General features: G+C 45.2%; 13 protein-coding genes and 1 tRNA gene. 3 read left to right on the top strand and 11 right to left on the bottom strand.

Going from position 1 to position 15911, the window contains the following annotated elements:
- Positions 1-22: 22 nt before the first annotated feature.
- The 6 genes from L5M29_RS06880 to L5M29_RS06855 all read right to left on the bottom strand — a co-directional run bounded on the left by L5M29_RS06880 (position 23) and on the right by L5M29_RS06855 (position 6721).
- Positions 23-1024 (bottom strand): siderophore ABC transporter substrate-binding protein, encoded by a 1002-nt coding sequence (locus L5M29_RS06880; RefSeq protein WP_263166970.1) that lies wholly within the window; start codon positions 1022-1024, stop codon positions 23-25.
- Positions 1021-1803, bottom strand: a complete 783-nt coding sequence (locus L5M29_RS06875) for an ABC transporter ATP-binding protein (protein WP_113939275.1) — start codon at positions 1801-1803, stop codon at positions 1021-1023. Before L5M29_RS06875 ends, L5M29_RS06880 begins: the two co-directional genes overlap by 4 nt.
- Complete coding sequence (locus L5M29_RS06870; RefSeq protein ID WP_014611500.1) at positions 1800-2750, bottom strand: iron chelate uptake ABC transporter family permease subunit; 951 nt, start codon at positions 2748-2750, stop codon at positions 1800-1802. The genes L5M29_RS06875 and L5M29_RS06870 overlap by 4 nt, the downstream gene beginning before the upstream one ends.
- Positions 2747-3688, bottom strand: a complete 942-nt coding sequence (locus L5M29_RS06865; RefSeq protein ID WP_317629547.1) for an ABC transporter permease — start codon at positions 3686-3688, stop codon at positions 2747-2749. Before L5M29_RS06865 ends, L5M29_RS06870 begins: the two co-directional genes overlap by 4 nt.
- Before the next feature lie 72 nt (positions 3689-3760).
- On the bottom strand, positions 3761-4471 hold the full coding sequence (locus L5M29_RS06860; protein WP_219234616.1) for a TetR/AcrR family transcriptional regulator: 711 nt from the start codon (positions 4469-4471) through the stop codon (positions 3761-3763).
- Positions 4472-4603: 132 nt separating this feature from the next.
- Entirely contained in the window at positions 4604-6721 is a 2118-nt protein-coding gene (locus L5M29_RS06855) for a TonB-dependent receptor (protein WP_263166967.1), read from the bottom strand.
- 319 nt (positions 6722-7040) lie between these two features.
- On the opposite strand from L5M29_RS06855, the gene L5M29_RS06850 reads away from it, so the two are divergent.
- Complete coding sequence (locus L5M29_RS06850; RefSeq protein WP_263166965.1) at positions 7041-8633, top strand: ATP-binding cassette domain-containing protein; 1593 nt, start codon at positions 7041-7043, stop codon at positions 8631-8633.
- Entirely contained in the window at positions 8630-10207 is a 1578-nt protein-coding gene (locus tag L5M29_RS06845; RefSeq protein ID WP_263166964.1) for an ATP-binding cassette domain-containing protein, read from the top strand. The genes L5M29_RS06850 and L5M29_RS06845 overlap by 4 nt, the downstream gene beginning before the upstream one ends.
- Positions 10208-10492: 285 nt before the next feature.
- On the opposite strand, the gene L5M29_RS06840 is transcribed toward L5M29_RS06845, so the two are convergent.
- The 3 genes from L5M29_RS06840 to L5M29_RS06830 form a co-directional block, all read right to left on the bottom strand.
- Complete coding sequence (locus tag L5M29_RS06840) at positions 10493-11902, bottom strand: ammonia-forming cytochrome c nitrite reductase subunit c552 (protein WP_263167193.1); 1410 nt, start codon at positions 11900-11902, stop codon at positions 10493-10495.
- Positions 11886-13097: an NnrS family protein gene (locus L5M29_RS06835; protein WP_263166962.1), complete on the bottom strand. Its 1212-nt coding sequence runs from the start codon at positions 13095-13097 to the stop codon at positions 11886-11888. Before L5M29_RS06835 ends, L5M29_RS06840 begins: the two co-directional genes overlap by 17 nt.
- A 671-nt stretch (positions 13098-13768) precedes the next feature.
- Positions 13769-13845 (bottom strand) — tRNA-Trp (locus L5M29_RS06830).
- Positions 13846-14226: 381 nt separating this feature from the next.
- Between L5M29_RS06830 and L5M29_RS06825 the strand changes: the two genes are divergently transcribed.
- Positions 14227-14565: a PBPRA1643 family SWIM/SEC-C metal-binding motif protein gene (locus tag L5M29_RS06825; protein ID WP_028761503.1), complete on the top strand. Its 339-nt coding sequence runs from the start codon at positions 14227-14229 to the stop codon at positions 14563-14565.
- Between the two features lie 106 nt (positions 14566-14671).
- Here L5M29_RS06825 and L5M29_RS06820 read toward each other — a convergent pair whose 3' ends face one another.
- Together L5M29_RS06820 and L5M29_RS06815 are read right to left on the bottom strand one after the other, a co-directional pair.
- The gene (locus tag L5M29_RS06820) at positions 14672-15616 is read right to left on the bottom strand and encodes a hypothetical protein (protein WP_263166959.1); all 945 of its coding nucleotides are present in this window, start codon (positions 15614-15616) and stop codon (positions 14672-14674) included.
- A gap of 67 nt (positions 15617-15683) precedes the next feature.
- On the bottom strand, positions 15684-15911 hold a 228-nt coding region (locus L5M29_RS06815), incomplete at its 5' end, for a transposase (protein WP_411569023.1).

Genomic DNA, 15911 nt, shown 5'->3' with positions numbered 1-15911 from the left:
TCCATAGACTATTTGCAGCCAGCTACTTTACATAACCCTTTAACACATCATCAATCATAATATTAAGGGATGTTATTCCGGCCCCTGTTATATACCAAGCCTCGGGATCCACAAAAATAATGTTCCCCGTCTTCCAAGCGTTAGTTTCACGCAAAAGAGGATTATCAATAGATTGTTTATCCAATACGGGGCTTCGCTCCATCACTGCGGTTCTGTCAACCACGTAAATGATGTCGGGATTGTTTTCAAGAATAAACTCGCTTGATACAGGTTGACCGTGCAATCCCATCTGCTCTGAAAGGCTAGCGGGTTTCACCCCTAGTGCGCTGTAAATAAACCCATAGCGAGAACGAATACCTAAAAATCGAAAAGCGCCGTTATTATGTAGCACCACCAAGGCTTTTTCAGGCCTGTCCTTAATCACCATTCTGGCGGCTTGGATCTTACTTTCCAGTTCATCCACTTTATGTTTTGCCAAGGTTTGCTTATCGAATAATTTACCCAGCATCAATAAGTGTTTTGTGACTATATCAAAGTAATCGCTGTTGCTGTCTTGGTAATCAATATCCAAATGAATGGTTGGTGCCAAATTGGAAAGCGCTTGATAATGACTAGCTTGAACGGATGACATCAGCACCAAATCGGGTTTAAGTGCATAAATACGTTCCATATTGGGTTGAACGATAGCGCCTAAATCAACGATATCACTATTGTTGCTGTAGTCTTTCAGGTAGTAAGGAACAAAATCCTTTGGCATACCGACAATGGGAACACCCAACTGTTCGAGATAGTCGACTTCATTCATATCTAGGGCCGCAACGCGTACTGGCCGTTTTGTAATAACAGTAGTGCCCAACTTATGCTCTACCTCTATCGGGGCAAACTCCAACTCAACCGTTGAAGCACTCGTATCCGATGATGCAGGCTGTAATGACTCGGTTTTATTGTCGCAGGCCAGCAAAAAAGCCGAGCTAAATAACAGAATCGCTACCACTTTAGTCCCACTTCTACATTTCGACGTCACTTGTATTCTCCTTGTAAGTTGAAGTTGAAATAATTACATACAGTTCCTTGACTCGTTTTCAGCACCTCAAGATCCAGTTCGTACAGTGCTTTTAACCTTTGTGCTGTGACGACCTCTTCAACGGGTCCAGCGCAGTGCACAACGCCTTGCTTCATACCGACAATATAGTCGGAATAGTTAGCCGCAAAATTGATATCGTGAACCACTAACACTACCGTTCGTTTGTAATCATCACACAGATGGCGAAGTGCCCGCATTATGCTAACGGCATGTTTCATATCCAGATTGTTGAGCGGTTCATCTAACAATAAATAATCCGTTTGCTGCGCAATCGCCATTGCCAGAAAAGCCATTTGGCGTTGTCCGCCGCTAAGTTCATCAATAAATACATTGGCTAATGACTGTAAAGCTAAAAACGACAGCGCTTCATCAATGGCGCGATGATCTTCCTTTGTGAGTGCCCCTTGGCTATAGGGAAAACGACCAAATGCCACTAACTCCCTGACCGTCAGGCGTAAATTGAGGCTGTTAAACTGACGCATGGTTGCCACTTGCTTGGCATAATCCTTCAAAGGAATATTGTGGATAGCAGTACCTTTGAGTAATACCTCGCCCTGCTGGATATTCAGTAACCGACCAATCGACATCAGTAAGGTACTTTTGCCGGCACCGTTGGGGCCGATAAGAGAAGTCATCTGATGTTCGGGAAATTGTGCAGTGACATTTTTTAGCACAGGTTTCGCGCCATAAGACTGATATAAGTTATTGACGGTTATCACACTGCGCTCCGAGGTTTAAGAATTAAGACAAAGAAATAGGCGCCACAAAATAGATTAATTAACAGCCCAACACTGGTTTGATAATTAAACAGATGCTCAACGAGCATTTGCGCGATCAGAAAAACCGAGATAGCAACGGCGCATCCTGTTATCAAAGTAAATGAGTGCGACGGATGCCTTGCCAGTGCATAGGCCATGTTCGCGACAAATATCCCCATAAAAGCAGTCGGCCCCACTAAACTGGTTGATATTGCGACCAATACCGCGATAAGACCCAATAGCAGGCGCACCACTTTTTGATAATCAATACCAAGAGAGATAGCTTGCTCCCGCCCCATCAGTAATACATCAAGTACAGCACGCACTCTCCAAGCGGCAATACACACGGCACTGACAAGTACTAGAGAGATAAGCAATTGCTCTGGTTGAGCGCGGTTGAACGACGCTAAGCTGTAGCTCTGGAAAATTGAAAATTCACCGGGACTGATAGAATATTGGATTAACTGAGTAAAACTGCCTAACACCACAGTGAGCACTAAGCCCACAAGCAGTAGGAAGAACACATCATGTCGATCTCCACTAAATAGCCAACGATGAATCGCCATTGAGTAAAGCAACATCACCACGACTGAGACAAAGAAATTGCTGTTAGCGGTGATCAGAATACTGCTGCCCGTCCCTAAGATAAGGATCAACAGTGCCTGTAAAATCAAGTAAACCCCTTCATACCCCATGATAGATGGCGTTAAAATGCGATTTCCGGCTAAGGTCTGAAACAGTATCGAAGAAAACGCAATACAGACACCACCAAGGCAAATAGTGCCCAAACGCACCAATCGATTCGGTATGACATAGTCAAAATCAAAGCCTGAGCCCATCAATAAAAATGTGACTGCCAACATAATAGGGAGCCCCCAGCTCAAAAAACGCCATGCACTGTCTTTCATTTGATTTTCCAAACGATAACTAGAAATATGAGTCCACCTAAACAGCTTGCCGTTAGACCTATAGGAATTTCAAAGGGATACAAAATAAGCCGTCCAAGCAAGTCACAGATTATCAGTAGTGTTGCGCCAGCAAAGGCGATAATAGGCAAGGTACGTTTTAAATTATCGCCGTAACGCATAGCGACAAGATTAGGAATAATCAAACCAATAAATGGAATGCTCCCGACTGTGATAACTGTGGTCGCTATAGTCAGGGAAACCAGCACTAACCCTAAGATAACTAGGTTGAAATAACTCAGGCCGAGTGTGGTAGCCAAGCCTTCGCCCATTCCTACAATGGTAAAGCGCTGTGCATAAAGGTAGGTCAGTATGACTACGGGAAGGATCAGATAGATGATTTCGTAGTTACCTTGCACGATTTTTGAAAAATCACCCAACATCCATCCCTGCATACTCTGCATCATATTGTTTTGATATGCATAAAGTTCCGCTATCGCACTGAGTACACTGCCAAACATAATCCCAATAATTGGAATGAGCACCGGACTCTTATACCGAATACCACGAATAATCAGAATAAAGGCTAAGCTCGCAAGCAAGCAAAAAACTAAAGCCCCCAACATTCTGGCGGTGCCCCCCATACTCGGGGCATGAATGATTGAAATTAATATGCCTAGTTTGGCGGCATCAAGCCCGCCACAAGTAGCAGGTTCAACAAACTTGTTTTGCACAATCTGCTGCAATATCACACCACAGACAGCGAGCCCTACACCTGAGCAAATCAAGGCAAAGAGCCGCGGCAAGCGACTCGCAGATAACACCAACCAGACATCATCCGATAACGTCAGCATCTGCGTTACAGATGCATACTTTGCGCCTAGCAGCAATGAGGCAAAACAAAGCACAAAAAAGCACGTCAGTGCATAAACCACCTTCACAAGCTGATACTTCCTATACGCAATAAATCTTGTACTAATCTGCAGCCGCTATGAGGTTTTCATATCGACGCGCTATGTTTGAGCCTTATCGGATCCCCCTGCCTTTTGGGCATGGGTAACGGCAATACCCGCTAACACTAAGTCACGTTTTCGCTCCCACCATTTGCGGGCGCCCACCTTCATGATGTCTACCATCGCATTTATCTGCTCAGCTTTATCAGGGAGCTTGGTGGCTTCATCTTCCCAAATTGCGATAATTCGCTCTTTACGTGTCCGACCATCGGCTTCTGGTTTAGTGGTTGACCACCATCCCAAAAAGCACTCCCCCACCATGTCAACTAAGATATCAACGGCAAGCACTGCTTCATCGAGGGAGAAGCCTTTGCGTTGCAGCTTTTCGACCGATTCAGCAAAAGAACGTATACCCGATGACGGCGTAACACTGGCCTGATGAATAGATTCAGCGAGGCCAGGATGACGCTCATACAGTGCCCAAATGGCATCGGTCAATATGATCAATTCACTCCGCCAATCGGTGGCTGCTGGCGCTCGCCAGTCCAGCTCATTAATTGCAAGCTCAGCGGCAATGGAGATAACATCATTCCGACCTGCTACGTGATGGTAGAGGGAAGAATGATCGACCTTTAAATGCGCCGCTATAGCTGGGATAGTCGCTTGATCAACCCCAATCTCCAACGCAGCTCTGGCGATAGCCTCACGGGAAATACGGCTAGGTCTGCCACGCTGGCGTTTTTGAGTGGGTTGATCCGGTACTTGTGTCATATCGATAAGGTTTCCAAGGCAAAAAAGCCATTCTAACCGCTCTTGCTACCCGCTGCATGGCAATACCCAATACAGCGGGTAGAAGCTAGCCGCTGCATGGCAATACCCAATACAGCGGGTAGAAGCTAGCCGCTAAAACTTCGCCCTAACGCCTACGCCTATTTCTCGAGGTTCAAGTAAATATGCATCCACGCCTCCGGTACTTCTGTCAGCCATTTTTGCCACAGGAGCACGTTCATCCAGTAAATTGCGCGCATAAACAAAGGCTTCAAAATATTGGTTGATTTGATAGGAAGAATTCAGGTTTACCGTTGTGTAAGACCCCACTCTTAACTCAGGCTCATTGGTATCCGTTGAAAAGTATCCATCCGTATGACGCACATCACCGCTCACTTTAAAGGCGTCGGTAATCGCATAGTCAAACCCAAGATTGAACATATATCCTGGCGCTTTACTAAACTCGTTGCCGACAAACTCCTCGCCACGGTAGTCATTAAATTCACTTATCTCAGTTTCAAGTAAACCCAGCCCACCATATAAGCTAAAACTATCGGCAACTTTAAAGTTCCAATCTAATTCAATCCCATAGCTTTGCGCTTCATCAGCATTAATAATGACAGAACCAAAGGGTCGTCCATCTAGGTAGTCAGTAACTGAACGTTGTGAATCTTTAAAGCGGGTGTAAAAGAGATTGCTATTTATGATCAAGCGTTGTTCAAGCAGATCGATACGGGTAAAAAGTTCATAGTTCCATGCCGATTCGGCATCGAATGTATAATATTCGCCGCCGCGGAAGTTAATGCCTGTGCCCCCAGGAATGTTACCTTCACTGATCATAGCGCCGACTAAGACGTTATCTGTCAGATCATAGGACAGGGCAACCTTAGGTAATAACGCCGTAAACGTTTCTTCATATTGATGGCGCACACCTGGGATGTAGCTGGCAATACCATCGTGGCTAATTTCATCAGACTGATAACGGAGTGCGCTGGTGAATGCCCACTTAGGTGAGAAGCGCCATATGACTTCACCGTAGGGGGCAAAACTGGTATGTCTCAAGTCGGCGTCGGCATTACCAAATACGTTGTTCAGCTTGTTGTTGGTTTTATCATCCCAGTAGAAGACACCGGCAACCCCACTAAACTCTGAACTTTTGTCACCAAAGTTCAGCCTTATATCATTCGAAAAGTTTTCATTATCTCGTTTTGCGATCCCTTGATAAGGTGCTGCGAAGCGATAATCAAACTGCCCTTCTGAATACTGCAGTTGGTTATGCAACTTCATCCCATTGTCGAACACATATTCAAGATCAAAAATCCCGACATGATTACTGACTTCTTGATTATCCTGAAAAATTGAACGATTTTCTAAGTCATCATAGGGTTCTGATACCACCTCGTTTCTGGGACGTTTAGCCTCAGTGGAGGAATAAGTCAGCATGGCAGAAAAGTTGCTGTATTTTTCGGGTTCCCATAGCAACTTCGCCCGTAGATTTTGGTTTTTAAACTCAAAATCCAAATCATGGGCAGTAAACTCTGGGTTAACGTAATCAACAAAGGTATCTCTAGCACTGTAATCTGCGCTAATTCTTGCGGCAAAGTCATTACTGAGCGCACCGGACGCCATGACCGAAAAGCGCTGCTTATTTCGACTGCCATAAAGTGCTTGCGCTGCAAATTCTGACGTATAAGTGGGGTTATGGGTATGGATGACTACAGCGCCAGCAATACTGTTGGCTCCTTGACTGGTCGTTTGCGGACCACGGTAAACTTCAATAGACGACACATCCCACACGCCAGCGGCACCTAAATCCAGTTCTGCGGGGCTCAGATATTTACCATCAACACTGATAGTTGCCCCGGGTACAGGCTTAGATAAATAGGCATTACCCGCTGCAACAGGCCCTTTAGTATCTGTTCCGCGGATAATGGGCGCATCGGTATTTCCGGCATAAATTAAGTTTGGCGTACCGCCGAGAATTTCAGAGATCGTTGATTGGTCCGCATTTTTCCTCAACTGTTCTTCAGTGATCACTGTCACTGAGCTCGCCGTTTCCTTCAGCGTGCGCTCGATTTTCTGACCATAAACTGTGATGACTTCAATATTTCCCGCTGCATCTTGTTGCTTGGATTGCTTATCTGGAGCAGTTCCACTGTCAGCAATAGTTGAGCCTGAAATAGCGCTAAGCCCCAGCGCAAGAGAACCGATAACCCACTTTGATTGTGGGTAAAACTTACCAAATCGGGGCATGTTTAATAACTCCTTATACGAAAGATTTATTGCCAATGAGAATAGTTATCAATTATATTATCGCCGTTCAAAACATTTATCAACACTGTGTTTATAAATAAAAATGACCGCTTAATATGGTCGCCATCTCATGGCGGTTCAATTTTTATGAAACAAGGAATTTGGCTCGTGGATGTTCATTTGCCCATAAACTCTGGCACTCAGACTATTTTTTACTCTGCAATATCAAGACTTCATCGCTTCATTGGCCTTGTGTTAATCACACTTTCCAGACCGAAGCCCAGCCTGTTCCACTTCGATTTTTTAGGTGAACATTAAAATGCAGCGACTTTTCAGTCCCACTTCAACATTAGCCCTACGTCCGGCTATTCCCGCACTCACTTTCGGAATGCTGCTAGCGGTAGGTGCTGGCGTGACGACACTAGGTGCACTCTGGTGCATGATTCAACTTATTGCTGGTCATCATTCACTATGGTTAGCGGGGGCGCTCATATTTGGGGTCGTGTCAGCGTTGCTATCAGCTGGCGCATCTTGGGTTAACCACAATGCTGAGGCGCAATTTTCTGGAAGATTAAGGCGTCAAGTTGCAGCGCATCTTGTCAGGTTGCCACCAAGCACCTTGGCAAAATATAAGGGCGAAAAGTTAAAGCGATTAATGGTCGATGACATAGCGTCATTGCATCATATGATCGCGCATTTACCCTCAGAATTAGCGACCTTTATCATTGCCCCTGCCATCACTATTGGTTTGCTGATCTTAAGTGCGGGCTTAGTGGCATTACTTGCCCTTATACCAGGCCTAGTCGCAGCGCTTTTCTATTTGGTGGTGATCCCAAGGCTTGCTGCAAAACAGGGTGAAGCACGAGTCAATGTGATGGGAAATATCACTGCAGCAGTAGATGACTACGCCCGTGGTGCGCCTGTATTTCGCATTTATGGCGCACAAACTGGTGCTATGGCCGACTACCAAAAGGCAACTAAGCATTTTATTGATGAGATCATTGAGCGGGTAAGCAAGGTATCCACTTCAGTCGCCGTGGCCACATCACTACTGCAGGCTGTCTGTACTTTTGCCATTGTCTATGCCATCGGGTATGAATGGCCGCCAGAAAACCTTGCTGCAGCCTTGTTCTTCAGTCTGGCCATAGTCACGCCAGCCCTAAAGCTCGGGCATGGGCTTGATTATCTCGCAACGGGCCGCGCTGCCGCTCAGCGGCTAACGGATTTTCTTGAGCAATCGAGAGTTCCTGTTGGTAACGGCAATATTGAGCTTAATACACCTATGCCGCTCACCCTCACGAATGTTGTGCCTTCACTGTCTACAAGCAATCAATCTGTGCCCATTAACTATCAATTTAGATCTGACAGAGTGACGGCAGTTACAGGGATCAGTGGTGTTGGCAAATCCACATTACTGCGCTTATTAGCTGGCATGGAGCAGCTAAATGCCGGAGATATTCGACTCGCTGGTATGGCACTCAAAGAGATGGATGAAGCCTCAATTAATCGCGCGATCATGCTATTACCGCAAAGTGCGGGACTACTGGCAACCTCCATCGCCGACAATCTCGCGCTCACCGCACCTTGTGCCACGGATGACGATTACTTAGCAGCATTACACTGCGCGCAATTGGATAAATCCTTAAATACTCATGCAAGCACACTGTCTGGCGGTGAAATACAACGCGTTAATCTTGCCCGTGTGTTTCTTTCACCCGCTAGGGTGATATTGCTTGATGAACCCACATCGGCCCTAGACAGCGAAACGGCGTTTAACGTGTTTACAGCACTACGCCATCACGCAAAAACAAACCACAAAACCATTGTGATGGTCACCCATGACTTAACGCTTGCCGAGCTGGCGGATGACAAGCTCGCACTCAAGCATCACAGGGAAGGAGAAAGCCAATGATAAATCGTCCCCAAGATTACGCAGCCATAAAGCACTTAATACCTGTTGCCTGCGGTTGGGCTGTGGCGGCCATATTGGAAGCCGCATGCTACATTCAACTGGCTTTAGCCATTATTGAGCAGCAATCACCGCAAAAAGTGCTATCGATTGCCGCAATAACCATACTCACTACAATACTGGCTTCGCGTTCAGGTTTTTGGGCTGGCGCAAGGCTGGCCAATGCGCTCTACAGTGCATTAGGCACGACCATGCAACAAGCTAAACTATCTTGGTTTACACCGAGTGTCAGGACACTACTCATAGAAACTGTCTCTCGAAGTATCCCTGGCTTTATGAGTATTCCGGCACATCAATTTCAGGTATTTATTCATGCACCGCTTATTCCGCTCTGCATTACCTTTGGCATAGGATTGATCGGTGGCATGCCACTGGTACTGATGTTGGCTAGCTTGTTGCTCGTATCATTTGTGATTCAGAGTATGGCGCAACGAGCCCTTGCCCGCGCAGATATGGACCGAAACAACACTGAATTGGCAGCAGATCAGTCAACCCTTGAACTGATCGACCACCTAGAGTTACTGCGCACAGCAGCAGGATATAGCGGCGCAACAACACGGTTGGAGCAAAACTGGCAAACACAAGAAATCGCACTGGAACGAACTAATCACGCCGCTGCTATAGCAACATTACTGTCGGCTATCGCCAGCTTTTTACCTATTGCAGGCATGGCACTCTATCTGGTGCTATCCGGTATAAACAATACGCCAATGCTGCTCGCTGTCTTGATGTTGACCATGCGCGCGGCGGCGCCACTTGAGACTCTCGCCGTGGCGGCAATAGGCATTAATGATCAGCTAGCGGCTATTAAACACTATCGACAAGCGACTCATGCGCCAACGCTCAAAGAGCCAAGCCAAGCGCAACAAAAGACACCGAACAATCATACAATCGAATTGAATAACGTAACATTTCCCCCTGCGGTGCAAAATATCAATGCCACTATCGAGCCAGGTGAACGCGTGCTGATTTGTGGCCCGAGCGGTTCAGGTAAAACCAGCTTACTTAAGTTATTGATGCGCTTTGATGATCCCACCCTAGGCTTGATCACTTTGGGCAAGGTGCCACTCACGTCAGTCCCCGCTGCTGAACTTGCCCGCTTTTTCGCCTATGTGCCGCAGGATCCACTCATCTTTACAGGCACCATTGCCAGTAACATTCGTATTGGTAACCCAGATGCCGACGATCAAGCCGTAGATAAAGCGGCACGCCAAGTGGCGCTAGATGAAGTATTAGACAGATCAGAACTGGGCATTTACCAAGAAGTCGGCTTGCAAGGCGCAGGGTTATCGGGAGGGGAACGCCAAAGGCTTGCCTTAGCACGAGCGCTTATCAAAAATGCGCCGATTCTGATAATGGATGAGGCCACCTCGGCATTGGATGAAGAGACAGAAAAGCGTGTAGCCAAGGCTATTTGCGAACAGAGTTGTACACTGGTTTTAGTTTCGCACCGAAACCAATCAGTTTGGCAGCCAACCAAGATAATAGAATTTCATCAATCAGTTGCCTCAAAGTAGGATCGGCATTCTACGCATTAAAAAACTGAATTACAGATATCTGACACAGATTACAGTGATTAATTTGTCGTTACAGACCAACATATCAATGAGTTATGTACTGCAGCCGAAATGACATGAATCATTTCGACTGCAGTTATTGCTCGTGCAAAGAAGATGAGCATTACTGTAGAACCGACCAAGCCTTGTTGGCATAACGCTCACTGAATCAAAGCATAAATACTCGAGCTTCCTCTCGCTTTTGAGCTTTAAAATCCCTCAAATTATCAGCTACCCGTTAATAAACTAGTAACCATATTTTGCGACAGGGTGCCAGTTTTTATTAACATCATCTTCAATAAACTTTTGTTTTTCTTTGATTAAATCCGATTCAACTAACCCTATCGCTTGATGGGCCTTTTCCTTAGTACTGACATCTGGATAGCTAACTTGAGTCACGTTAAGTTGCTTCAATATTCCAGCGAGCAGATGACGTGCTTCGTTCGCTTGTTCGATGGCTTTATCTAAAAGCTGCTTACCTTCTTGTGGATTATGTGCATACAAACCATGTGAAGACATGGCAAAGTCCCAGCGCCACTGACTGTGTCGTATCGCCATAATTGGCTCATTCATATTCTCCCATTTAGCACCTGCATCCCATGCCGCTTTGGCTTCATAGTGGGCTTTGACGAGCAGAGCTTCAACTTCGCGAGCTTTGGTCTCAATCGTTAATTTATTGACCGCGAGCTTGGTTTCAATTTTGGTTTTACTGCTATGGCAGCCACTGCAACTGTTATCAAAATGCGGTAAGGCTTTATCAACTTTATGGCTAGTAAATTCAACACCTTTTGCATCCTGCTGGGTTGGCATATGGCAGGTAATGCAAGTGACACCGACTTCGGCATGTTTACTGCGACTCCAGTGTTCAAACTCAGGATGACGTGCTTTGAGTATGGGCGTTTTCGAAAGAGGATGGATCCATTCGAAGAAGCGGCGAGTGTCATAATATTTTTCAATATCGTCGGCTGTGCTGCCAAAAATCCAGGGAATATTAACAACATTACTTTTTTCCGGACGGAAATAGTAAGTGACATGACATTGACCACATACCTGCGCACCTTGCATATTGGTATCTTGATTATCGAATGGCAGGTGAATTTTAGCCATAGCCTCTTGGGCATGGGGACGAGGTAAAGTTAACTTATTAGTGCCAGATTCATGGCAATCACTGCAATACACTACGCTTTGGATCTCTTTGCCCAGATCAGTAAAGTTTTTAGCAGAGTATCCTTCAAATCCCAGTTGTTCAATCAATCTAGGGGCATCCGGTGTCTTGCAGGTCCAACAACTGGCGGATAATCCTTTCTCTCCTGCTTTAGGGGGGATACCTGTACGTAAAGTATGCGTCACATCAGCAACGGCAAAATGATGCCCACGTGGGCTATGGTACTCTTTGGCATAGGAAGATCCAGCCCAGAGTATGATGCTGGCGGGATAATTGGCGAGCATATCTTCGCGTTCAACTTGTTCAGAGGTGGCTTGCCAAGATTGATATTGGTTAGGATATTTTTGTTGATTGCTAGTATCGGAAGCCGCTACAGATGTACATGTAGTTATGGCGAGCAAGCAAATAATTTTTAGCAATGTGACTGTTTTAAAATAAGTTTTCACTTTGTATCCTTTTGTCCTAACATCAATATTAACCTGGGCGCCCATCAATACGGGGGCGAGAAAGTATCGGCAAGTAATGCCATACAAACAGTGCAAATGCGATAAACCAGCAACTGCCAGCCAACCATAACCAGACTTGGGTGTGGGCCGGAAACCAGATGGGCATTAGCGCCCTGAGCAGTGCCGCTAACGGTAGGCAAATAAATGCCAAGATCATCTTAGGGCCCTCATAAATATTTCGACTTGTGTGCCCGAGTGACACTCTGGAAATCATCGAAAGACACAGGGTAGCCATACAGCCAATAGCAAATAGGTGAAGCAAACTGCGATAGGCATATTCATTATCAAGATACCAACTCATGGCTAACAGGCTGAGTGGCAACATTAAATAGGCAAGATGCAAGGACCACAACATAGGTTCCTTCAGTGTTTTATGGGGTAACCAGCGTGCAAATCGGACCAGCTGCAAGAGCCCTGTAATGAGCAGTAAGCCTCGCTCGACCTCCAGAGGTATAAGGTGGATGAGTGATTGAATGACGAGCAAGATCATCGTCAGGATCAGCGGGTATTCAATCCAAGTTAAGGGTTCTGCTTTGGTGGCCTTAATGCGCATCGCGGTAAAAAATGGAATCACACGCCCACCGACTATGGTGATAAGTAAGGCTAACCACCATAACATCGCCTGCCAGATCTGGTTGGCAAGGATAAAATCGCGTTCAAATAAAGCGTAATAGCTGACATTGTTAATCACGAGTGCGGCAAACAACATGATCGGAAAACCAATATTGCGCCATTGCTTTACCTTATAAATACAGCGCCATAGGGTAAGGCTTGCCATACCAAGGAACAATGAATCAAACACGGCGGGCAAAATGAGCGGAACTTGCATTGGAACTAAGAGTAATAATCGTGCCAGTAACCAACAGCTAAAGGTCAATGCGAGTGGCCATCCCTTTAATGTAGGTTGGTTCGTCCAATTTTGAACGGCTGTCAGCAAAAATCCACACACAATTGCCATAGCGAAACCGAACAGCATTTCATGTGGATGCCACCATAGCGGCAATATCTGGCTCCAAAAGGATGAAGGGAAAAAGCTATATTGGGGAGTAAACCAAGTTAATAGCCACAAAGGGATATATAGCGCAGCTAATATTGCTCCCCCAAGGAAAAAAGGTCTAAAGCCTAAGCGCCATAACGCGTGAGTACGTTCGGTTTGTGTAGGATCATCAATATTTAGCATAGTTGTTAGCCGAGTAGCAGAACGATGATGAATACACTTAAGATGCATTCAATATGTTTCTTATATTGTACTGTTATGACCTTCAATTCAAACTAAATCTTAGATTTTGGAACTAAGATCCCAAAGATGAACAAAAAATAAAGTGTCATGGAATACTCATTTCTGACGGCTAATAGGCTTGATCAATGTACTGCGGGTTCATGATGGACAAAGGTTCGATGCAAACTTTTACACAGGTAACGGCACAAACAGTCACACATTGGTAAATTTTAGATGGGAGAAATACCGTTTTGATTTAAATAACCTTGGCTTTGATTGGCCTATCTTATTTCGAACACAGCCAAGACTTTGATAGCACAGGCAGCTCAATTTATAACGGCGATAACAGTTGCAGATGATTATGTGGTAACTCGCTTTAGCATCGATTATCAGGCTAGAAACTGGCGGATTAGTGACTTCGCCAACAACCTATTTGATGAACAAGCATTGACAGGAAATAACCTACAAGTCGCAGTTATGTGGAGGGTTACGACAAAAAAATGGAAATAGTACCGGCAATGGGTAGCGTTAAAAAATGGCGAGTTATTCAATCCAAGCAAAATCATTTTTTACGCTTTATTCAACACAAAATAAAACGGCTCGCATATTTCTATGCAAGCCGTTGTTTTATTTGGCAGGGGTGGCAGGACTCGAACCCGCAACCATCGGTTTTGGAGACCGCTGTTCTACCAATTGGAACTACACCCCTGTTGACGTGGGGCATTATGCTAAAAGCACTTCCAAAGGTAAAGTACTTTTTATGGCAAAACTCATTAACTGAAGGTTTTTCAAACAAGTTAGGCTATTGCTGTTGATTTAACTGCCACTGAGATTAAAAAGCCATCGCATATTAGCTTAATGGCGTAGTAGATACTTAGTTTAAAGCCCATAGGTTAATGGTAACTCGACTAAATGATCCCACAAAAAATCAGTTTGATGACGTCGAATAAGTGTGCCGTTTCGGCCATTTTGAGGTGCTTAAGGGTTAAAGACGCGCATTTATCGAAAAAAGATCTGAGTTCGATTTATAAAATCGGCGTTTTATAGTATAAGCATCGTCAATTTCATACACAGCTCGACGGAACCACTCATGTCTGACAAATTTTTCTTCAAGGGTCGTAAAACTCCTAAGCCAAAGCACGAAAGCTATGGCTACAACACTAAACGTGCCGCTAAACCGGGTACAGAAGCATTACCATTACAATTAATTGTTGCCGACGAAGCGCGTAAACTCGAAGTTGCCGCGATTGTTGCCGAACACCAGCTGTTCGCCAATATCGAAGTCAATGCCGACGTCGCTGAAGATATTGTTGAATTAGAAGGTTTATTAAATAAACCTAAGACCACGACTTTCGAGAAAAAACCGAATCGTAACGAGCCTTGCGTGTGTGGTAGCGGTCAAAAATTCAAGAAGTGCTGCGGCAAGTAAGCGCTTTCATCAGCGTGATATAGATAGGGACTTTTGCTGTAACGCTTTTTTGCGTCGGGAATAGCCCCTTTTCTCCCCTCTTTTTAGTTTCTCTCACCAAAGCCAATTAATCTTCCAACTTGGAGATAAAAATCCGCTGCAAATCGTTATTCCATAGCTGAATAATTTTGCGGGTCTTTTCTTTATTCCAAAAACATTTACCAAATAAAATCAAACCAGCACCTTCAAAGCAGCGTTTATCTTCTATTTCAAATTGCACTAATAATGGTTGCTTTATCCCATCGATAGGAATGCCGATATCTTTGCTGTCGGCAGGATTAAGCCAACTCATCGTCGGGTCAGTGTGGGATATCGTGCCCCAATACATGTGGGGTTTATTGTCGCTTGGGTCCGCATCGGCAAAATTGACAAATAGGTTCTTCGCCCGCCAACGGTATTTTCGCTCAGCGTCTGTGTATACCCAGAGATCCGATTTCGCCAAATCTGTACCGCGCAATAAACTGTGGAGTAATTTTTCGAGCCCTTGGCTGGGCACTCGTTTTTCAGTGGTATGTTCAGCGGTGTTAACTTGGTAGCCTGTTTTCGACTCTTGTATTCGATCATCCACTGACGATGCAACAGACGCTTTCGATGACTCAGGCATAGAGGACAATTTAGGCGTTGGCTCAGTCTTGCCGCTTAATGCCTGTGTTGTCGAAACTTTGTTTACAGGCGTATGGCGACGAGGTTTACGGCTAAAGTCGATCATTAAGGCATCGGCGTCCACCAGCTGTTGCTGCACTTCAATGGCATCTTGCTCCTCACGGGACTTTTGTGCCGAAGGTTTAAATTCAATGCAATCGGCTTGGTGATATCGCGAGCCAAAACAAGCGGCTTTACCGTCTTTTGAGGCTTTACGGAAATATGCTTTACCACCGCAGGCAGGGCAAATTAACCATTGCCGCAAACGCTCGATATCCTCATCGGGTAATTGTTGAAACTTAAAAACACTATAAGTCGTTCTCGCAATTAAATGATCCTCTGTTTCGAGTTCACAAATAGCATCTAACATAGTGTTCTCCTTTATTTTCAACTGCTGGCAATACCGCTATCTATGCCCAGGGCAACCGCATGAATGTTTAAAATTCGCCCAACTGCAATCCTGCTAATAAAACCGATTCTAGATATTCAGGTTTCATCCAAGCTCTTTTCTGTTTCGCCGGAATGCTTCCCTTAGAAGGTTCTGCCCTAAGCATATTGAGTGATATTTGCCTAAGCATGGCCCAATTTTCTGCCCCATGATGTTGGTAAATCTGGCAACTATCTTCTTTCATTGAGACATCTAGCACCCAGTGTAAGCTGTTTTC

Origin of the sequence: Shewanella sp. SM95 (assembly GCF_025653595.1) — a bacterium.
Taxonomy (GTDB): domain Bacteria; phylum Pseudomonadota; class Gammaproteobacteria; order Enterobacterales; family Shewanellaceae; genus Shewanella; species Shewanella oncorhynchi.
The sequence above is the reverse complement of the archived record's forward strand: the minus strand, read 5'-3'. Positions and strand labels throughout refer to the sequence as shown.

Excerpts from the sequence above, each read along its gene's own strand:
- L5M29_RS06840 (WP_263167193.1), bottom strand. The coding sequence starts at position 11,902 with ATGGGCGCCCAGGTTAATATTGATGTTAGGACAAAAGGATACAAAGTG.
- L5M29_RS06860 (WP_219234616.1), bottom strand. The coding sequence starts at position 4,471 with ATGACACAAGTACCGGATCAACCCACTCAAAAACGCCAGCGTGGCAGA.
- L5M29_RS06870 (WP_014611500.1), bottom strand. The coding sequence starts at position 2,750 with ATGAAAGACAGTGCATGGCGTTTTTTGAGCTGGGGGCTCCCTATTATG.
- L5M29_RS06850 (WP_263166965.1), top strand. The coding sequence starts at position 7,041 with ATGCAGCGACTTTTCAGTCCCACTTCAACATTAGCCCTACGTCCGGCT.
- L5M29_RS06820 (WP_263166959.1), bottom strand. The coding sequence starts at position 15,616 with ATGTTAGATGCTATTTGTGAACTCGAAACAGAGGATCATTTAATTGCG.
- L5M29_RS06825 (WP_028761503.1), top strand. The coding sequence starts at position 14,227 with ATGTCTGACAAATTTTTCTTCAAGGGTCGTAAAACTCCTAAGCCAAAG.
- L5M29_RS06835 (WP_263166962.1), bottom strand. The coding sequence starts at position 13,097 with ATGCTAAATATTGATGATCCTACACAAACCGAACGTACTCACGCGTTA.
- L5M29_RS06845 (WP_263166964.1), top strand. The coding sequence starts at position 8,630 with ATGATAAATCGTCCCCAAGATTACGCAGCCATAAAGCACTTAATACCT.
- L5M29_RS06855 (WP_263166967.1), bottom strand. The coding sequence starts at position 6,721 with ATGCCCCGATTTGGTAAGTTTTACCCACAATCAAAGTGGGTTATCGGT.